At 54.6% G+C, this 19,743-nt stretch carries 18 protein-coding genes and 1 pseudogene; 9 read left to right on the top strand and 10 right to left on the bottom strand.

Annotation, left to right across the window (positions count from 1 at the left end; genetic code table 11):
• Window positions 1-41: 41 nt before the first annotated feature.
• Window positions 42-782: an OmpA family protein gene (locus H7A79_RS12890; RefSeq protein WP_135034156.1), complete on the bottom strand. Its 741-nt coding sequence runs from the start codon at window positions 780-782 to the stop codon at window positions 42-44.
• A 456-nt stretch (window positions 783-1,238) separates the two neighbouring features.
• Between H7A79_RS12890 and H7A79_RS12885 the strand changes: the two genes are divergently transcribed.
• Window positions 1,239-2,189 (top strand): CysB family HTH-type transcriptional regulator, encoded by a 951-nt coding sequence (locus H7A79_RS12885; protein ID WP_187000472.1) that lies wholly within the window; start codon window positions 1,239-1,241, stop codon window positions 2,187-2,189.
• Window positions 2,190-2,296: 107 nt separating this feature from the next.
• Here the strand turns inward: H7A79_RS12885 and fnr are convergent, their stop codons facing one another.
• Window positions 2,297-3,031: a fumarate/nitrate reduction transcriptional regulator Fnr gene (gene fnr, locus H7A79_RS12880; RefSeq protein ID WP_246407934.1), complete on the bottom strand. Its 735-nt coding sequence runs from the start codon at window positions 3,029-3,031 to the stop codon at window positions 2,297-2,299.
• A 163-nt stretch (window positions 3,032-3,194) separates the two neighbouring features.
• Between fnr and hemN the strand changes: the two genes are divergently transcribed.
• Complete coding sequence (hemN, locus tag H7A79_RS12875; RefSeq protein WP_187000471.1) at window positions 3,195-4,601, top strand: oxygen-independent coproporphyrinogen III oxidase; 1,407 nt, start codon at window positions 3,195-3,197, stop codon at window positions 4,599-4,601.
• A gap of 565 nt (window positions 4,602-5,166) precedes the next feature.
• On the top strand, window positions 5,167-6,837 hold the full coding sequence (locus tag H7A79_RS12870; RefSeq protein ID WP_187000470.1) for an ArnT family glycosyltransferase: 1,671 nt from the start codon (window positions 5,167-5,169) through the stop codon (window positions 6,835-6,837).
• Window positions 6,838-7,607: 770 nt separating this feature from the next.
• Here the strand turns inward: H7A79_RS12870 and H7A79_RS12865 are convergent.
• From H7A79_RS12865 to H7A79_RS12840, 6 genes and pseudogenes are all read right to left on the bottom strand, one after another.
• Window positions 7,608-8,303 (bottom strand): ABC transporter ATP-binding protein, encoded by a 696-nt coding sequence (locus H7A79_RS12865; RefSeq protein WP_187000469.1) that lies wholly within the window; start codon window positions 8,301-8,303, stop codon window positions 7,608-7,610.
• A 113-nt stretch (window positions 8,304-8,416) separates the two neighbouring features.
• Window positions 8,417-8,854, bottom strand: a pseudogene (locus H7A79_RS12860) (iron chelate uptake ABC transporter family permease subunit); the annotation flags it as partial.
• A gap of 181 nt (window positions 8,855-9,035) precedes the next feature.
• A complete protein-coding gene (locus H7A79_RS12855) occupies window positions 9,036-9,374 on the bottom strand; it encodes a ChuX/HutX family heme-like substrate-binding protein (protein ID WP_246407932.1) in 339 nt (112 codons plus the stop codon).
• A 9-nt stretch (window positions 9,375-9,383) separates the two neighbouring features.
• Window positions 9,384-10,073 (bottom strand): ChuX/HutX family heme-like substrate-binding protein, encoded by a 690-nt coding sequence (locus H7A79_RS12850; RefSeq protein WP_246407930.1) that lies wholly within the window; start codon window positions 10,071-10,073, stop codon window positions 9,384-9,386.
• Window positions 10,074-10,143: 70 nt separating this feature from the next.
• Window positions 10,144-12,357, bottom strand: a complete 2,214-nt coding sequence (locus tag H7A79_RS12845) for a TonB-dependent hemoglobin/transferrin/lactoferrin family receptor (protein ID WP_246407929.1) — start codon at window positions 12,355-12,357, stop codon at window positions 10,144-10,146.
• 424 nt (window positions 12,358-12,781) lie between these two features.
• Window positions 12,782-13,951: an alpha-hydroxy acid oxidase gene (locus H7A79_RS12840; protein WP_187000467.1), complete on the bottom strand. Its 1,170-nt coding sequence runs from the start codon at window positions 13,949-13,951 to the stop codon at window positions 12,782-12,784.
• Window positions 13,952-14,169: 218 nt separating this feature from the next.
• Here H7A79_RS12840 and iscR point away from each other — a divergent pair, with 218 nt between their 5' ends.
• The 6 genes from iscR (at window position 14,170) to iscA (ending at window position 18,276) form a co-directional block, all read left to right on the top strand.
• On the top strand, window positions 14,170-14,625 hold the full coding sequence (iscR, locus tag H7A79_RS12835; protein ID WP_135034149.1) for a Fe-S cluster assembly transcriptional regulator IscR: 456 nt from the start codon (window positions 14,170-14,172) through the stop codon (window positions 14,623-14,625).
• 25 nt (window positions 14,626-14,650) lie between these two features.
• Complete coding sequence (locus tag H7A79_RS12830) at window positions 14,651-15,865, top strand: IscS subfamily cysteine desulfurase (protein ID WP_187000466.1); 1,215 nt, start codon at window positions 14,651-14,653, stop codon at window positions 15,863-15,865.
• A gap of 9 nt (window positions 15,866-15,874) precedes the next feature.
• The gene (locus H7A79_RS12825; RefSeq protein ID WP_187000465.1) at window positions 15,875-16,867 is read left to right on the top strand and encodes a hypothetical protein; all 993 of its coding nucleotides are present in this window, start codon (window positions 15,875-15,877) and stop codon (window positions 16,865-16,867) included.
• Between the two features lie 143 nt (window positions 16,868-17,010).
• Window positions 17,011-17,394: a Fe-S cluster assembly scaffold IscU gene (iscU, locus tag H7A79_RS12820; RefSeq protein ID WP_135034146.1), complete on the top strand. Its 384-nt coding sequence runs from the start codon at window positions 17,011-17,013 to the stop codon at window positions 17,392-17,394.
• 71 nt (window positions 17,395-17,465) lie between these two features.
• Window positions 17,466-17,708: a recombinase RecA gene (locus H7A79_RS12815; protein ID WP_135034145.1), complete on the top strand. Its 243-nt coding sequence runs from the start codon at window positions 17,466-17,468 to the stop codon at window positions 17,706-17,708.
• A gap of 247 nt (window positions 17,709-17,955) precedes the next feature.
• The gene (iscA, locus tag H7A79_RS12810; protein ID WP_135034144.1) at window positions 17,956-18,276 is read left to right on the top strand and encodes an iron-sulfur cluster assembly protein IscA; all 321 of its coding nucleotides are present in this window, start codon (window positions 17,956-17,958) and stop codon (window positions 18,274-18,276) included.
• Between the two features lie 250 nt (window positions 18,277-18,526).
• On the opposite strand, the gene H7A79_RS12805 is transcribed toward iscA, so the two are convergent.
• Together H7A79_RS12805 and rpoE are read right to left on the bottom strand one after the other, a co-directional pair.
• Entirely contained in the window at window positions 18,527-19,114 is a 588-nt protein-coding gene (locus H7A79_RS12805) for a sigma-E factor negative regulatory protein (RefSeq protein WP_187000464.1), read from the bottom strand.
• Between the two features lies 1 nt (window position 19,115).
• Window positions 19,116-19,715, bottom strand: a complete 600-nt coding sequence (gene rpoE, locus H7A79_RS12800; RefSeq protein ID WP_135034142.1) for an RNA polymerase sigma factor RpoE — start codon at window positions 19,713-19,715, stop codon at window positions 19,116-19,118.
• Between the last annotated feature and the right edge of the window lie 28 nt (window positions 19,716-19,743).

The raw sequence follows: 19,743 nt of genomic DNA, 5'->3' as shown, positions 1-19,743 counted from the left end.
AACCCCGCCGAAGCGGGGTTTGCTCTTCAACTTTCAGTTGATTAAGGACGGGTGTAGCCGTGATATTTGGAAGCGGGGCCGGGAATCCAACCTTCTTCAGAAGCAGGGCGCTCGCCCTCAACCTGACCCGGAGCAACCTGTTTGGTTACCAGCGTACGGATCTTAACATCTACACGGCGGTCAGGCTCGATACATGCAATCAGAGCAGTACGTTTTTTGGCTTTGGAAACTTTTTTACCTAAGTTGGCAACTTCGGCTTCGCAAGAAGCAGTCATGCGTGCTTGGGACTCGCCCAAACCAACGGCGGAAATCTTATTGGAAGCAACGCCTTGACCTACCAAGTAGTTGGCAACTACGTTAGCACGGCGCTCAGACAGGGCTTGGTTGTATTGCTCGGAACCCATAAAATCTGTGTGGCCCTCAACACGCACGGCTTCTACATTGGTGTTGCTCAAACGCTGGGCCAAAGCGTTCAGGGTTTCGGTAGCTTCGGGACGCAGATTGTCTTTATCGAAGCCGAACAGGGTGTTGGCAGACAGAGAAACGGTTTCATCGGCGTATTGGGGGGCGGTAGCTACCGGAGTAGCATCGCCACACTCGATGCGGCCTTGGGTTTCTTTATCGAAATAGGTATTTTTCCAGCACTCGCCATAGTTGTTGCGGACGATGGTTTGTTCGCGGTCAACGGTATAACCGTGTTTGGTATGCGCCTCACTGGCCATTGCGGTACCTGAAGCAACCAAGGCAACAAACAAGGTGCTTAATTTCAGCTGTTTGGTCATTTTATTCCCTCATCAAAGATTGTTATACAACGGGCGCAGAGCGTAGCCGCTGCAAATCACCAATATACAGGCCACTGTTGTAAACGGCGGCAAATCGGATATATCAGTTTGCACTATAAAGAAACGGAGGGCAAACTGTCAATACACAACTGCCCGCGCACAACGGCAAAGACCCGCTTCCCATTTCTAAATCATGCCGAAAAATCAAGCCCGTGTCATTCATTGGCAAGCAAAACAACATTTATACGCCAATCCCGTTGCACATAAACAACAATCAGCACCACTCTGCACTCATGACTGTTCAATATCAATAAAAGATTGTTTATTAAAAAACAAAAACTTTAAGCCCTTCAGTGGGGCAACCGGGCAGATTTTGCCAAAATGTGCTAAATTGGCAGCCCTTTGTCGTACAGAATCCACAAGCTCCGCCGCTTGGTTTTTCTTGGCTTTTTTAAGATGAAATTACAGCAATTACGCTACGCACTCGAAGTTTACCGCCACAATCTGAATGTGTCTGAAGCTGCCGAGGCTCTGTTTACATCGCAACCCGGCATTTCCAAGCAAATCAGACTGCTGGAAGAAGAATTGGGAATACAGATTTTTATCCGCAGCGGTAAGCGCGTAGTTTCGGTTTCCCAGCCCGGCAAAGTGGTTTTGGAACTGTCCGAGCGGATTTTGCACGATGTGCAGAATATTAAAAATATCGGCAGTGAGTTTACCGGACACGACAGCGGCCCGCTGACCATCGCCACCACCCACACGCAGGCACGCTATGCGTTGCCTGCCATTGTGGCTGAATTTGTGCAGCGTTACCCCAAAGTGCGCCTGACCATCAAGCAGGGCAGCCCTGATACACTTGCCCAAATGGTGCTAAGCGGCAACGCCGACTTTGCCATTGCCACCGAAACATCGGAGGAAAGCGGCGAATTGAGAAAACTGTCCTGCGAAACATGGACATATGCGGCAATCGTACCGGACGGCCACCCGCTCTTGGACTGCCGCCATCCGCTGACAATTGAAGATTTGGCAGCTTTTCCGCTGGTAACTTATGAATTTGCCCTTAACCACAACAACAATATCGCCCGTGCATTCCAAAAGGCCCGGCTGGATTTGCCCGCTGTGGCTTTATCTTCGGCCGATACAGATGTGTTGAAAACCTATGTACGGCTGGGCTTGGGCGTAGGCTTAATGGCAAAAATGGCTTATGACGGTAAAACAGACGGGGATTTGCACCTAATCGATGCATCGCACTTGTTCGAGCCTTCCCACACCTACATCGCGCTGCGGCCTGATACTTATCTGCGCGGCTATACCTATGAATTCATTAATTTGTTCTCCCCCAAACTAACCCGTATGCAGATAGATAAAATATTATACGCGCCGATTGAAGAAGATTTTTCCATCTGAATCTTGATTGAACATATTGACTTGATTGAACATATTGAAAGGCAAAGGCCGTCTGAAACAGCATTTTTCAGACGGCCTGCTTTCTGTTAATGGTTGATTTCAAATGCCTATACGGCATGCTCGCAACCGGAAACCATTTTCTTCAGCACTTGCGGCTGTAAGATTTTAATGTGTTTGTGTTCGACCAAAATCAGCCCTTCGTGATGAAATTTCGACAGGGTGCGGCTGACGGTTTCCAGCTTCAGCCCCAAATAACTGCCGATTTCTTCGCGCGACATCCGCAAAATGAAGTCATTGGCAGCAAAACCGCGGGCATACAGACGACCGGAGAGATTGAGCAAAAAAGCCGCCAACCGCTCTTCGGCGCGCATATTTCCCAACAGCAGCATCACCCCCTGGTCACGCACGATTTCCCGGCTCATCAAGCGGAAAAAATGGTTTTGAAGGCTGGGAATATTCTGCCCCAATTCTTCCATATGCAGAAACGGAAGCTCGCACACCTCGCTGTCTTCCAACGCCACGGCATCGCAACTGTGGGTCTGCGTACAGATGCCGTCCATGCCGATCAGCTCGCCCGACATAAAAAAACCGGTTACCTGGTCGCGCCCGTCCTGACTGGCGATAGTGGTTTTGAAAAAGCCTGTACGAATGGCAAACAAAGAAGCAAAAGGCTCGCCTGCGCGAAAGAGATATTCGCCTTTTTTCAAACGGCGGCTTTGGCGGATAACGGTATCCAACTGGGCAAATTCGGTCGGCATCAACCCAACAGGCAGGCACAGTTCGCGCAAGGAACATGTTGAACACAGCGTTTTCATCTGATGCTGGGCAGTGTGTGCAGGCATGGCAGGCACCTTTTCTTCTAAGCAACTTCCATTTATCATTTATATAGTAGAGCCGCGACTTAAGGACTATTGACTCCGGTCAAGGCTTGTTTATGATAGTGCGGATATTCTATCAAACTACCTTTGATTTGCCTATCTACCCCCGAATCAAGAAAACCATTTAATGAAAATTATAAATATACATAACCACACCGAAACCGAATTCGACCGCAGGCTGATTGCCTCGCTGCCTTCCAGCGGCCCCCGCTACACTTCCTATCCAACTGCCGACCGCTTTCACGGCAGCTTTAGCGAAACCGATTATATAAAATCGCTTGAGGCGCGAAACGCAGGGGCCTTAAACAAGCCCTTGTCGCTTTATATCCACATTCCTTTCTGCAACACCATCTGCTATTACTGCGGCTGCAACAAAATCATCACGAAAGACAAATCCCGCGCCGATGCCTATATCGAATATCTCGAAAAAGAGATGGCGCTGCTCGCCCCGCATCTGAACGGCCGCCACCAGCTGGCCCAACTGCACTTCGGCGGAGGCACGCCCACGTTTTTGAGCGACGGCCAGTTGGAGCGCGTTTTTGCGATGATACGGCGTTATTTCGACTTGGTTCCCGGCGGGGAATATTCGATAGAAATCGACCCGCGCAAAGTCAGCCGTGAAACCGTACTGCATTTGGGCCGCTTGGGCTTCAACCGCATGAGTGTGGGCATTCAGGATTTCGACCCTAAAGTGCAACAAGCGGTCAACCGCGTGCAAACCGTTGAAGAAACACGCGAAGTGGTCGATGCTGCACGCGAAGCGGGCTTCAAATCAGTAAGCGTGGATTTGATTTACGGCCTGCCGCACCAGTCTATCGAAAGCATCAAGCCCACTCTCGAAACCGTGCTTTCGCTCGACCCCGACCGCCTGGCGCTCTACCACTATGCCCATCTGCCGCATATTTTCAAGCCGCAGCGCCGCATCGACACCGAAGCCGTGCCCGGCAGCGAAGAAAAACTCGATATTCTGCAATACGCCGTACAAACACTCACCGCACGCGGTTATGTGTTTATCGGCATGGATCATTTCGCCAAGCCCGGCGACGAGCTTTCACGCGCCTTGAAAGAAGGCCGTCTGCAACGCAATTTCCAGGGTTATTCCACTTATGCCGACTGCGATCTGATTGCCCTGGGTGTATCCTCTATCGGCAAAACCGCCAACACTTATGTGCAGAACGAGCGCGATATCGATGCTTACTATGCCGCCATCGATGCCGGCCGCCTGCCCGTGATGCGCGGCTACCGCCTCAACCAGGACGACTTATTGCGGCGCAACATCATTCAAGATCTGATGTGCCGTTTCACCTTAGATTTCCGAGTGTATGAACATATGTTCGGCATCTCGTTTGCCCATTATTTCCAAACCGAGCTGGCAGATTTGCGGCAGTTGGCCGAACTCGGCCTGCTGGCAGTCAAACCGCACGGCCTGCAGATTACGCCCAAAGGACGGTTCTTAATCCGCAACATTGCCATGGTGTTCGACTACCACTTGCGCCATAAAGAAACCACGGCGCAATATTCCAAAACGGTTTAGCAGCGTGTCGCAGGCAAAGTTGAACCGAGGTGGGTTTGCCAATAAAGCCGGGGCCGTCTGAAACCCGTGTTTGCCCGCTCCCTGTGTCCACTGCCGCATCGCGTGGCGCGGATATTGCCTGCACCTTGCCCAATAAGGTTTCAATGTGCGGTGCCGGCGCTGCATATTGTGCGGATACCGTTTTCCGGTTCTGCGCAATATCTCCCCCAATCCGATACAGACCGCTGTTTTTTTCAGACGGCCTAAGTTACAAGCCAATCCAATAAAATCAAGCACAACGCGATAAGCTGCAGGCTGCGCCGCAAAGCAAACCAACGCTGCCGTTATTTAAGCCGGCCGGCTTATTTTTGCAAAATTCCGGCCTTTCATAGCCCGCAAGCAGCACAAACTGCCGCTCCTGCCACCATGCCGTCATGGTGAACCCGCCCCCGTTTCCATTACGGTATTGCTGCACCCCGCGCCGGAAATGACAGGCACGACAAACCTTATCCCTGCAACGGCTCACTATCCCGTGCCGTTAATTATTTGCTACACTTAAACCGTTTCACTCTCCATCTGCCGCCCCATGCTGACCTACACCCCGCCCGAATCCCAACCTCCCGCCCCAACAGGTGAAAAACCCTGGCTGTTGCTGCTGCTGGCTTTTGCATGGCTGTGGCCGGGCATTTTTTCACGCAACCTGTGGAACCCCGCCGAACCCGCCGTGTTCACCGCCATAGAAGCCTTTTCAGACGGCGGCTCCGCATGGCTGCCCACCGTGCTCGGGCAGCCCTATTTCAACGTGTCGCCCGTGTATCTGTGGGTTGCCGCATGGTTTGAGCAGCTGCTCTCACCCTGGGCGGCCGATGCCTATTCCGCCGCCCGTTTCGCCAGCGTATTGTTCACCGCACTCGGCCTGTTTTGCTGCGGCAGCGCGGGATTCCGTCTGCTCGGCCGCCATCAAGGGCGCAGCGTGGCGCTGATTTTAATCGGCTGCACCGGCCTGATTACCATGGCACACTTTCTCGGCAGCCAATCGGTGGTATTTGCCGCGCTCGCCATGTGTCTGTACGGATTCTCGCTGGCGCAGACACACGTGATTATGGCCGCACTGATGCTGGGCGGCGGCTGGGTGTTGCTGTCGGTGTCGGCCGGGCTGCTGCTGCCTGCCGCGCTGATGCTGGCCGCCGCCGCATTGGCAGCCCATCCCTGCTGGCAGTTCAAACGCTACTCTCTCACGCTGGTGGGCGCATTTGCCGTTGCCCTGCCGCTGCTGCCGGTTTACCCCTTCGCGCTGCTGAAAACCAACGAAGCCGCCTTCCACATCTGGCTGCACCACCACGCCTTCGGCGCATTCGGCGGCACACAAAGTTTTCAGACGGCCTTTTCGCTGCCCTATTACCTGAAAAACCTGCTGTGGTTTGCCTTTCCCGCCTGGCCGCTGGCCGCCTGGACAGCCTCCCGCACCCGCCTGCTGCAACAACGCTGGGGCGTACTCGCCGTATTTTGGCTCACCACAGCAACCCTGCTGCTCACACTCACCCCCCACCGCCACCCCGACCACCTGGTTTGGCTGCTGCCCCCTCTCGCCCTGCTCGGCGCAGCGCAGCTTGACGGCCTGCGGCGTGGCGCAGCAGCATTCATCAACTGGTTCGGCATCATGGCTTTCGGCCTGTTTGCCGTATTTTTATGGCTGGGCTTCTTCGCCATGAACTACGGCTGGCCGGCCAAACTGGCCGAACGCTCCCATTATTTCAGCCCCCACTACATTCCCGACATCGACACCATACCCATGCTGGTAGCCGTATCGTTCACACCCGTGTGGCTGTGGGCGATTACCCGCAAACACATCCGAGGGCGGCAGGCCGTTACCAACTGGGCGGCCGGAGTAACGCTGGTGTGGGCGTTAATGATGACCCTGTTTCTACCCTGGCTCGATGCCGCCAAAAGCCACGCCCCCGTGGTTCGGCAGATGGAAGCCGCCCTGCCCGCCGCAGTGAAAACCGCCCTCGCAGAAGGCACAAGCTGCGTGGGCATAGATGCCGGAGCCGCCACCGCCCGCATCGTATGGCAGCAATACGGCACCCTTCAACTGCGCGTAAACGATACTTCATGCGCCTACCGGCTGGTGCAGCAGCCCAAAGGCAGCCCCGCCCCCGAAGGCTGGCATCTGCTGTGGGAGGGCGCACGCCCGCGCAACAAAACAGAAGGCTTCGCATTGCTGAAAAAGGCCGCAGCCGTTGCCAAAACACCTTAAGGCCGCCTGAAAAGCACCAATGCCGCCATTCCCGCGCAGGCGGGAATACAGATGAAAATATTGAAGTATCGATTAAACCCATGCCCGAATACCAAACGTTTGGCCGCCCAAACTGCGCAGAAACAAAATCTTCAAACAGTTCCAACAGCCTTCATTTCAAACTGCCTTGCAAAAAATTTTTGCCCAAACCCCGAGAGTAGAAAAATCCGGTGCTTATTTACACTTTTCGCTTTTTGCCCGAAAAGCCGTTTGGGAATGTTTGAGTTGCCAAAAGTGCCGAAAGAGCAAAACCGCAAAACTCCCAAACACACAAAAAATCACCAACCCATTGTTTCAACATAAAAGTGCAACACCCCACCCCTTCCCGACACCCAAAGATTTGCTAAGAAACAAAATGTAAAAACGCCCCCCTTTCACAGGGGGGCAATAAGGCCGTCTGAAACGGTTTAACATGGCTTCAAACGGCTTTAGAATATGATTGCTTAATTTGAGCCGGTTGTGGATACTCGGGCAGTGAAACCCAATTTCCAAAAGGAAAGCGGTTTCTGCGGTGCTGAAATGGTTTTGCAGGCCGCAGGCGGCGGCAGGGCCGGTTCTATGCCTTCCTTTGCCACCGGCGGTCTACACCGACCGGTGCTGAAAAAATAAAGCGGGCTCGCGATAGCGGCGCCGTCTGAATGTTTCAGACGGCCTTGGGTTTGGCCGGTTTTCCCGTTTGCTCAACTGCTGAAATAAACCTGCCCGCCGCCGCACATGCGCCGTATCGGCCATTAGTGCACTTCGGCGAGCAATTCCAGCCGCATCACGGCTTTGGGCGCGCCTGCGGCGATAACCCTGCCCTGGTTGAGCAATACAATATGCTGCGCGTATTGCGCGGCCAGGTTCAAATCGTGCAGCACCATCAGTACGCTGAAACGCTGCGTTTGGCGGTTGAGGTAGCGCATCAGGCTGTGTTGGTGGCGGATATCGAGGTGGTTGCACGGCTCGTCGAGCAGCAGCACGGGGGCGTTTTGCAGCAGGGCGCGCACAATGTTGGCGCGCTGTTGCTCGCCGCCGGAAAGATCATGGACGCGTTTGTGCGGCAAACCGGCCAAGTCGAACACTTCAAGCAGCTCTTGTGCCGCAGGCGGCAGCGGTGCGGCCGTCTGAAACAGCTTACCGCTGCTTTTCTGCCCCAATGTGATGTATTCGTGCACACTCAGCGGCATCCGGTAGCTGCCGTGCTGCCCCACCCAAGCCACCTTGCTCTGTTTCAGCTGCGGGGCGACGGCCTGCCCGAACAAAGTAATTTCTCCTTGCCCCGCCTGCCCGATTAAGGCTTTGAGCAGGGTGGATTTGCCCACGCCGTTGGGGCCGATTACGGCGGTGTGGCAGCCGTACGGAATATCCAAAGCCTCCACCCGCAGCAGGATTTTACTGCGGGCGGAAACGGTTAAATTGCGGATGGAAAAAGAGAGGTTGTCCATAATCGGTTGGATTGGGGAATAAAGAACGGTATGTGCTTTTTATTCCGTAATAAACAGCAGATACTCGGGTCAAGCCCGAGTATGACGGGTATTCTGAATCTTTTCAGACGGCCTCAGCTGCTGCGCACCGGCCGCAAAAACAGCCACATGAAAAACGGCCCGCCCAACAGCGCAATCACAATGCCCACCGGCAAATCCACCGGATAGGCAAGCCAACGGGCGGCACTGCCCACTGCCAACAAGAATACCGCGCCGAACCAGGCCGACAGCACAATCAGCCTGCTGCGCCGCCCGCCCGCCGTTTGTGCCAGCACATTGGGAATCATCATGCCGAGAAAGCCGATAATGCCGGAAAGCGACACTGCAGCCCCGGTGAGCAGCGCCGCACCGGCCACCGTTTGCAGGCGCACGCGCGGCACCGAAATGCCCATGCTCACAGCGGTGTCTTCGCCCAGCATCAGAATATCCAGCTTTCTGCCCGCCCCCAGCAGTAACAGCAAACCTGCCAGCATCGCCGCTACGGCATAAGCGGGCGGGGCAAAGCCTGCCTCTTTTCGGCCGCAACCCTGCCTGACACTGCGGTACCGCGGGGCTGTGGTATAAAAACGGCCTGCCGTTTGGTTTCAGACGGCCTGTTAGAAATGCAGTGTTCAGGCCGTCTGAAAAATCTGCGGACTCGGCGGCGGGACAACTCCGTTGTTTCACATGCAAACGGGAGCCGTGGCATGTCGCTCAGCCGGCAAGCAGCGCGCCGGTGAGGCTGTGCCAGGCGGCCGGCTCGGTTTCGCCCTCCTGCCGCCTGCCGAAGATCTGAATCACGGTTTTGCGGCGGTTGTCAAACCCTTCCAGGCAGATAACGAAGCCTTCGCGTATCGGGCGGCGCACCACCCAGGTTTCGGCGATTTCATCGTCTTTCAGGTGCAGGCTGAAGCCTTCTTCTTTTGCATCGAGAATATTCAGCCAGCCTCGGGCGCGCACGAGATTGTGCACCCGCCCGGTCTGAATCTGCACCACTCCCCGGTTGCCTGAAAAAATCATGATTTCCAAGCCCTGATCTCTGGCCTGCTCCAACACTTGCTGCTACGCGCCCTGCTCCAGCCGGCGCGTCAAACCGACGGGTGCGTGGCGGTAGGCAGCCCGGCGGTCGAGGCCGAAGGTTTCGAGTAGAGCGCCGAAATGGTGGATGTCTTTCAACTCGTTCCAGCGTTCCTGAAAAGCAGCGGTTTTTTCGGCAGGCAACGGCGCGGGTTCGACCGGCGGCGGCATGGCTGCGCTTTGGAATTCGGGTTTCCGGTTCTTGCCGAAAGCGGCCGATAACGCCTGCCATTGTGCTTCTCTGCCCTCTTCTTTTAAAAACACTTTCTGCACCGCCACGCCGAATTCATCGTAAAACTGCACCGAGCGCGCAACCTTGCCGTTTTCCCGGGCGGTAACGGCCAGCGCATGATGCCAGCGGGCGGTGAAAATGCGCAGGTCGATGCCGCCGATATTCAAAGCGATGCCCGAGGCGGGCGCAAAGCTCACGTTTTCATACACGCCTTGTTTTTCGTGCACGCACAGGCTGTTGCGCACCACACACTGCACCTGCCCCAAAGTGCGCAGTTCCAACACGATGTTGCGGATATTTTCTTTGCCGCCGAGATAAACGCTTTCGGGCGCATCGGCCATCAGCCTGCCCTCGCTCACGCCCAACTCGGCCGCGCCTTCGCGCGGAAAATAAAGCCCCTGTTTTGAAGCCTTGTTGGTTTGGTATTGCTGCCAGAGATTCATCACTGCTTCCTTTCATGTTTTCAGACGGCCTGACCCATACCGTGAAGGCCGTCTGAAAAACAGTTTTCCGTTAAAACTTCACCTGCGCTGTGGCAGCAATGTTGCGCCCGCTCATGCTGTACAGATCCATCACGCCGGAGTCGGCCATGCCGGCCACATCGGCGTGCTGCCAGTATTTTTTGTTGCCGAGGTTATACACGTTTACGCCCAATTCGATGTTTTTCGCGGGTTTGTACCATGCGCCGGCATCCCACACGCCGTAGCCCGGCGTTTTGAAATGGTTTTCGCTGCTCGCGCGTTTCTGCCTGGCCGCCCAGCGCAGCTTGGTGCCCGCGCCCCATTTTTCCTGCACATAATCCACACCGAGCACGCCGTTTGGCGGGTAGGCGGTATCGAGCGGCCTGCCGCTGCCTTCTCGGCCGCGCATCCAGGCGATGCTGCCGTTAAGATGCCATGCGCCGTCCAAACGGTGGGATGCGGCGGCTTCGATGCCGTAGGTTTTCACTTTATCGAAGTTTTCGAAGCGGAATATCTGCATGCCGTTTTCCATGCCGGCAAATTGCCGTGAGATAAAGTTGCGGTAGCGGTTGTAAAACGCGGTTACCTGCGCTTTGCTGTTGGTGCCTTTGTATTTCATGCCCAACTCAAAGCTGTTGGAACGCTCTGATTTCAGGTTGTTGTTGGGCACGATTTGGTAGCCGTGCTGAGTGTTGGAAAACGACATGGTGGCCGAATCGAAAGGCGGCGTGCGGAAACCCTGCGAATAGGTGGCAAAGCCGGTGAACGCGCCGCCCAGCGGCCAAATCAGGCGCAGGCTGGGAGTGAGTGCACTGTCGCTGAAATTCTGCGGCAGGCTCTCGGGGTTGCCGTTGAGATAGGCTTGATCGATTTGCGGCTTGAGTTTTTCGTATTCGTAGCGCAGTGCGGGAGTGAGCATCACGCCGCTATCGCCGAAGGCGATGCTGTCTTGCGCATAAATGCTGAAAGTGCGCCGTTTGCTGTCGGGAAAGGTTTTGTTGGGATAAAGGCTGCCTGCATAGGTTTTGCTGCGGCGGCCGTCTGAATAAACGGTGATGCTGTCGCGGCTGCGCCCGGTGTCGGCATGTTTGAATTCCGCGCCTGCCACTATGGTGTGTTTCAGACGGCCTGTATCCCATTCTGTTACTGCGCGGCTGTTGATGCCGCTGATGGTTTGTTCGAAGCCGTAGTCGGAATAGCGGGTGCCGCTGCCGGCGGCGCGGCCGTTACCCGCCGTTACGCTCACGTTTACCGCATCGTCCTGCGCTTTGAGCTGCTGGCGGTAGGCGGACAGTTCTGCCTCTTTCAGACGGCCGCCGCCGCTATAGCGGTAGCCCAGGCCGAAACGCCGGCGGCGGGCGGAATCATCGGCTTGGGCCTGTGTTTGCACGGTGGTTACTGCAACGGGGCCGCGCACCACGGTGCTGCTGCCCAGCGTGTTGAGCAGATCGGTTGTGTTTTTGCGGTAAAACTGCTCAAACACGGCTTCGATACGGTGGATTTCGTTGCCCGCGCTGCCTTTGGCCAGAATATTGTAGCCGTTGTTGTGTTGCGGATTGTTGCGGGTGCGGCTGCTGTCGTGCGTGTCGATGCTGCCTTTGTTTTTGATTTCATGCCCCTGTCTGCGGGTGAGCATCAGCAAACCCTCGGCGTGTTCCGTATAACCCGCCGCCGTGGCGGTGATGCCGTGGCTTCGGTCGCGGCTGCGGTAGCCGTATTTCAGGCCGAAGTGGGTGGGTTTGCCGGCATCGACAAAATCGGCGGGCGAATAGGTGGTCAGGTTGACCACTCCGCCCAGCGCATCGCTGCCGTAGAGCGCGGAATACGGCCCTTTCACAATATCGGCCTGCCTGAGCGTGTCGGACTCCACCAAATCGCGGCCGGAAATGGCACCGTTGCTGCCGCCGCCCGCATAAGATTCGGGCAGGCGCACGCCGTCTACCATCATCAGAATACGGTTGCCGTCTATGCCCCGTATATTTACACCGGCATTGCCCCTGCGGCTGTGGTCGGAAGGCACCCACACGCCCGGTTCGTATAAAAATATATCATCGAGATTGGCGGCGGCCGCCTGATTAAGCGTTTGGCGCGGCACCACTGCCACATTCGGCGCAGAGCGGTCGAGTTTTTGCGCGTTGCGGTCGGCGGTTACAGTGATGGTTTCCAGCTCGGCGGTTTCGGGGCGCAAGGTTTCGGCATAAAGTGCAGGCGCGGCAAAAGCCAGCACCACAGCGCAGACACTGGGTTTGAGCTTCATGTTTTTCATCAGGAAAAGTTATCCGTTTGCGGGAAAATGATCTGTTTTATTTGGTAGGAAAGCGGAGCCCTCTTGCCGGCCGTCTGAAACGCTTCAGGCAATCTTTTCAACAAATAATTTGATAATGGTTTTTATTTATATATCTAATCTGCCAAAAATACAAGTTTTCCAATGTAAAAAACAACTGCATAAATAACGTGAGGCCGGGTTTCACTCTGTTTGCCACCTTTTCAAAACAATCAGGCCGTCTGAAAAATCTTTCAGACGGCCTGGGGGCTTGAATTGGGTGAATCTGCTTTATTTCCGGCGCACAGCCGCAAACCATACCCGGCCGGCTCTGCTACCGCCCGGACTGCCGGCAAAACCTTTCTCTTTGAGCCGGAGTGCAGCCCTAACCCGCCGGCAGAAATAAAACGGCTTCGTTTCAGCCTCTTCAATCTGCTTCGGGATAAGTGCCTTTCACCAAAATCTCTTTGCCCACATCATGAATATCGCGGTGGCCGGTAAACGCCATCGAAATATCCATTTCTTTATAGAGAATTTCCAGCGTACGGGTTACTCCCTCTTCGCCGTATGCACCCAGTCCGTAAAGGAAAGCACGCCCTATCATGGTGCCGCGCGCGCCCAGCGCCCACGCTTTGAGAATATCCTGGCCGCTGCGGATGCCGCTGTCGAGCCACACTTCGATGCTGCTGCCCACTGCACCCACAATAGCGGGCAGGGCTTTGATGGTGGAAACGGTATCATCGAGCTGGCGGCCGCCGTGGTTGGAAACCACAATGGCATCTGCTCCGCTTTTCACGGCCAGCTCGGCATCTTCAGGCTCCATAATCCCTTTGATAATCAGCTTTCCGCCCCACAAATCTTTGATGCGGGCAACATCGTCCCAACTCAGGCGCGGGTCGAACTGTTCGGAAGTCCACGAAGAAAGTGATGACAAATCGCCAACATTTTTAGCATGGCCCACGATATTGCGGAACGTGCGCCGCTCGGTATTGAGCATCTTCAGGCACCATTCGGGCTTGGTGGCCAAATTAATCAGATTGGCAAGAGTGGGCTTCGGCGGCGCGGAAAGGCCGTTTTTGATGTCTTTGTGGCGCTGGCCGAGCACCTGCAAATCGGCGGTAAGAATCAACGCCGAACAGTTCGCCGCCTGCGCGCGCTTAATCAGGTTTTCCATAAACTCACGGTCGCGCATCACATAAAGCTGAAACCAAAAAGGCGCGCTGGTGTTTTCAGCCACATCTTCAATCGAACAAATCGACATGGTGGAAAGTGAAAACGGTATGCCGAATTTTTCGGCGGCGCGTGCAGCCAGAATTTCACCGTCTGCATGCTGCATACCGGTAAAGCCCGTCGGCGCAATGGCCGCCGGCATTTTCACATCGTGCCCGATCATTTTGGCGGCCAAGCTGCGACCTTCCATATCCACCAACACCCGCTGGCGGAATTTGATGCTTTTGAAATCCGAAGTGTTTTCGCGGTAAGTGGCTTCCGACCACGAGCCGGAATCGGCATAATCGTAAAACATTTTCGGCACTTTGCGCTTGGCAACCCGGCGCAGGTCTTCAATGCAGGTTATCTTGCTCAAATCATGTTTCATGCTTTAATCCACCTTAGTAACCAATTAATTTTAATTTATGTTTTTCAAGAAACCTAAAACAGGCTGTTTGAGAACCTTTATCAATTTACACCAAGCATACAGATATATCAAACGCTTTCCCACCCGGTGCGGCCGTCTGAAAGCGGATATACTTGACTAAAACACTCAGATACTAGACAATCCAGCCGATAACAGCCATAACACTAAACAATACTGCCATGCGACTCACCACAAAAGGGCGGTTTGCCGTTACCGCCATGATAGATTTGGCACTCAACGCCCAAAACGGCGCCGTCAAACTCAGCGCCATCAGCGAGCGGCAGCATATTTCCCTTTCCTATTTAGAACAGCTTTTCAGCAAACTGCGGCGCGCAGAGTTGGTAGAGAGCCTGCGCGGCCCCGGCGGCGGCTATATCCTGGCCTCTCCTGCCGCCGAAATCAACATCGCCCAAATCATCGCTGCCGCCGAAGATTCTTTGGATGCCACCCAGTGCAACAGCAGGGCCGACTGCCGCAAAGGCTCACCCTGTCTCACCCACGATTTGTGGGCAAACCTCAACAAAACCATCCACAATTATCTCAGCAGCGTTACCCTGCAACACATTATCGACCATAAAAACAACCACCCCGGCCACGATAAAATAATCGAATTCAACCAAACCCATATCCATTAACACCATATCAAGAAAGAACACAGCCATGACCATCAAAACTCCGATTTATCTCGACTATGCCGCCACCACTCCTGTTGATCCGCGCGTGGCGGCCAAAATGATTCCCTACCTCACCGAGCAGTTCGGCAACCCCGCCTCCAACAGCCACAGCTTCGGCTGGAGCGCAGAAGAAGCCGTAGAAAACGCCCGCGCCGAAATCGCCAAACTGATTCATGCCGATGCCAAAGAAATCGTGTTTACCAGCGGCGCCACCGAATCCAACAACCTTGCCATCAAAGGCGCGGCGCAGTTCTACAAAAACAAAGGCAAACACCTCATCACCGTCAAAACCGAGCATAAAGCCGTGCTCGACACCATGCGCGAGCTCGAACGCCAGGGCTTTGAAGTTACCTATCTGGGCGTGCAGGAAAACGGCCTGATTGATTTGGAAACGCTCAAAGCCGCCATCCGCCCCGACACCATCCTGATTTCCGTGATGTGGGTAAACAACGAAATCGGCGTGGTTCAAGATATTCCCGCCATCGGCGCAATCTGCCGCGAACACAAAATCATCTTCCACGTTGATGCCGCCCAAGCCGCCGGCAAAACCCCGATAGACGTAGAAACGGCCAAAGTGGACCTGCTGAGCCTTTCCGCCCACAAAATCTACGGCCCCAAAGGCATAGGCGCGCTCTATGTGCGCCGCAAACCGCGCGTGCGCCTCGAAGCGCAAATCCACGGCGGCGGCCACGAGCGCGGCTTCCGCTCAGGCACGCTCCCGACCCACCAAATTGTCGGCATGGGCGAGGCTTTCCGCCTGGCACGCGAAGAATTGGAGCAAGACCGCGCCCACGCCCTGAAGCTGCGCGAAGTGTTTCTCAAAGGCATCGAAGGCATCGAAGAAGTGTATATCAACGGCGATTTGCAGCAGCGCGTGCCCACCAACCTCAACGTGAGCTTCAACTTCGTTGAAGGCGAAAGCCTGATTATGGCGGTGAAAGAATTGGCCGTATCCAGCGGCTCCGCCTGCACTTCCGCCTCGTTGGAGCCCAGCTATGTTTTGCGCGCACTCGGCCGCAACGATGAGCTCGCACACTCCTCCCTACGCATCACCTTCGGCCGCATGACCACCGAAGAAGAAGTGGCATTCGCCGCCGGGCTGATTAAATCAAAAATCGGCAAACTGCGCGAACTCTCGCCATTATGGGAAATGTTTAAAGAAGGCATCGATTTGAACACCGTTGAATGGGCAGAGCATTAAGATTGATGCATGAGGCCGTCTGAAACGGCAGGCCGGGTTTGCGAATCCGGCAAAACGGTTTTCAGACGGCCGGAAACCCTATCCATAACCATCAAACACGAGCCAAAACAAATGAAACACCCTGCCGCCGCTTTATTGGGTATGCTGTTTTGCCTGCCCTGCGCTGCCGTGTGGGCGCAAACACCGCAGGCCGGTTTTATCGGCGTGTACAGCCACCGCTCTGTGGACAGCGTGGTCTCTTTGGCAGTATTGCCCGATCACACTTTCTGCCTGAGTGCCATTGCCGGAGCCATGGATATCCACTCCCCCGGCAAATGGGAGCAATCAGGCAAAGACCAAAACGGCATCCGGCTCAAATTTACCCGCACTTCACGGTTTCCCAGCCGTTTTGTTGTCTATGCCGAAAAGCCGGGCAACCCAACGGGCAAAAAAACGCTCAAACCCGAGCTACGCATCAACACCGCAGCCTTCAGCACCTTACAGCGCGATGTTGTGTTCGGCAGCAGCAACAGCCCGCAAACACCGGCCGATATGGCTCCGTTTTTCTCGCCCCAACAAAATGGTTTCAGCGCGCATGAAACGCTGCCCTTGAAACACCGCTATCTGTTTTTCGGCTACCCGCGCCGGGAAGGCGGCTGGCAGATTACCCGTTTCGACATCGGCAGGCCGCGCGACCATGTGTGGATTAATATGAGTGAAGAAGCCATGCAGGATCAACAATCTTGGGAAGGCCGCTTCCAAAACGGCAAACTGCTGATGATCGGCAGCGAAATGTACGGCAACCATACCAGCATGGGCAAACCCGACCCCCTAAGCGCAAAAGAAGTAAACGAAATCCGCAAACACTGCACCGGCCTTGAACATCCGCCCGGCTTGACGCTTATCCGCCCCCAAGCGGAATATCCCGCCAACAGTCTGCCCGACAAACCGGCACTGTTCGGGCGCGATGAAGATTACGGCGAAGCCGCGCATGCCCCCGAAGCCGTTTTCCATATCGAATAAACGCGGGTTGGTTTGAAAAAACCGGCAACCCCCAACCCTTTTAAGCAAACCTTTCAAACCACACAGCAAGCCCCCAGCCGCCTTGAATTTCTTTTCAGACGGCCTTAAATAATCTTATAAACCAAACCACAAGGAAACACATCATGGCATACAGCAGCAAAGTAATCGACCACTACGAAAACCCCCGCAATGTCGGCTCGTTCGACAAAAACGATGAATCGGTCGGCACCGGCATGGTCGGCGCACCCGCCTGCGGCGATGTGATGAAGCTGCAAATCAAAGTAAACGGGCAAGGCGTGATTGAAGACGCCAAGTTCAAAACCTACGGCTGCGGCTCGGCCATCGCCTCTTCTTCATTGATCACCGAATGGGTGAAAGGCAAAAGCCTCGATGAAGCGCTGGCCATCAAAAACAGTGAAATCGCCGAAGAGCTGGAGCTGCCCCCGGTGAAAGTACACTGCTCGATTTTGGCCGAAGACGCGATTAAAGCCGCCGTTTCCGACTATAAAAAGAAAAACGGCGTTTAACCGCTCAGACGGCCTGCAACGGTTAAAAACACGCAAGGCCGTCTGAAAACGCATTTCAGAAAGGAATCGCCATGCCTTTTACCGAAGCGGAAACCCAATCCCTATTGGCCGAAAAAGGCATAGGCAAAACCGTGTTGCAGCGTTTGCAGCAAATGGGTTTGGACGATGCCGCCAAGCTCGTCCGCGCCGCCGTTAACGATATTTTGCAACAAGGCGCGGCCCTAACCGGCTCGATCTGCCGGAAAAACAGCCCGCAGGCCAAAACCGCCGTCGCCGCCGCAGTAGCTTGGGCGAAACGGCAAACCCAAGCCTAGGGGCTGTCGACAATTAACGCAACGGCGGTATTTTTGGTCAAATTCCCCCCGTCTGCGGCGTTAAAAATGCTCGCAAGGTGTTCAACCTTGTTGTGCTTTTTGCCTTGCATACACGTTTTTTGCCTCAAAAAACCGCTTCGCCGGCCAATTGTCGGCAGACCCTAAGGCTTGCTATATACCCGCCCGTTTAAACCGTTACCCAGCTGACGCACAACCTGCAATATTTTGGCATCACAAGGATAAAACCATGATTACCCTAACCAAAAAAGCTGCCGACCATATCCAAACCTTTTTAACCAAACGCGGCAAAGGCGAAGGCATCCGCTTGGGCGTGAAAACCAGCGGCTGCTCCGGCATGGCCTATACTTTGGAATTTGCAGACACCGTGCAGCCCGAAGATTTGGTGTTTGAAGGTTTCGGCGTAAAAATATTCGTTGATCCGAAAAGCCATATTTATCTTGACGGCACGGAATTGGACTACACCAAAGAAGGCTTGCAGGAAGGCTTTAAGTTCCAAAACCCCAATGTGAAAGACGAATGCGGCTGCGGCGAAAGCTTCCACGTTTAACAGCACCCGTGTCAGCCGTTTTTTTCCGTCAGAGCCTTTGTTTCTTTCAAAAACACAAAGCAGATTGAGCCCGTCAAACACCGGCCCGGCCGTATTCTGCCGCGCCCACAACAGATACCCTGGCTTGGCCCAATATCTTTTTGCTGCAAAAACAATTGAGAAAAACGATTAGGCATGATTACAAAACAAACAGGCCGTCTGAAAACTTTTTCAGACGGCCTCTCTCCTGCCTATTGCCAAACAGCACAAATTATTCCGCCGCGCTGGCTGCTCCGGCTTCGGGCAGTTTTTCCACCCTCACAGCACTTTGCTTTTCGGCAGCACCGGCCTGGTTGGCGCGGGCGGCATTGGGCACCACCGTTCCCTGCGCTTCTGCATTGGCTACCGCATCACTCTTGGCCGGAGCGGCTTTACCGCCCACCGAAACAATCTCCGACCGATCCGAAGGGGCGGCCTTCCCGGCTACTGCCGAACCGCCGCTGCCGCTTTGCGGCAAAAACTGCCACCCGCCTACCGCTACCGCCAGCACACTGGCCGCAACGGCAAAACCTCTAAAGGCGTGGTTGTTGGCTGCGGGGGGAACCGCCCTGCTTTCGCTGCGGCCGGATTGTTTCACGGCAACCGTCTGCACCACCGCCGTTATGCTTTCCCGGGAAACGGATACCGTTTCTTCACGCGCGGCAGGTTTTGAGCATTGCAGGCAATCGCGTATGAAATGGTATTCGCGCCATTTTTGTCGTGCTTCGCTGTCAGACAATAATTTATCTAATATTTCTTCCGACAAACCATCATCGTCCATGGCGGCAGAAACAAATTCATAGTCTTTATTTTGGTTCACTTTACCACCTTTGGTTTTCAGACGTGTCCAACAGCGGCCTTAAATCTTTGGCAATGACCTCGCGCGCCCTGAAAATCCGCGAACGCACGGTGCCGATGGGACAGTCCATAATCTGAGCAATTTCCTCGTAAGACAAACCCTCCATTTCCCTCAGGGAAATGGCTTTGTGTAAATCATCGGGCAGTTTGGCGATGGCCGCTTCCACGGTTTCCAATATTTCCCGGTTCAGCATCTCGGCTTCCGGCGTATGATCATCGGCAAGCTGGTCGGCCAAATCGAGAATATTTCCTTCATCGTTGGCCACATCGGCACTCACGAAAAGCCGTTTGCCCGAAGTAGCCAAGTAGTTTTTAGCGGTGTTCATGCCGATACGGTAGAGCCAGGTGTAAAAGGCACTCTCGCCTCGGAAGTTCGGCAATGCCCGGTAGGCTTTTATCAGAGCTTCCTGCACAACATCGTTTACTTCGTGCTCGTCTTTAATAAAGCGCGACAACAAACGGGTAAGGCGGCGCTGGTATTTCGACACAAGAAGCTCGAATGCTTTATGTTCGCCTTTCTGCGCCCGCTCTACCAATGCCTGATCGATTTTACGATCATTCATGCTCAACCCTTAAATAGCCAGATGACAA

The organism is Neisseria musculi (assembly GCF_014297595.2).
Taxonomy (GTDB): domain Bacteria; phylum Pseudomonadota; class Gammaproteobacteria; order Burkholderiales; family Neisseriaceae; genus Neisseria; species Neisseria musculi.
The sequence above is the reverse complement of the archived record's forward strand: the minus strand, read 5'-3'. Positions and strand labels throughout refer to the sequence as shown.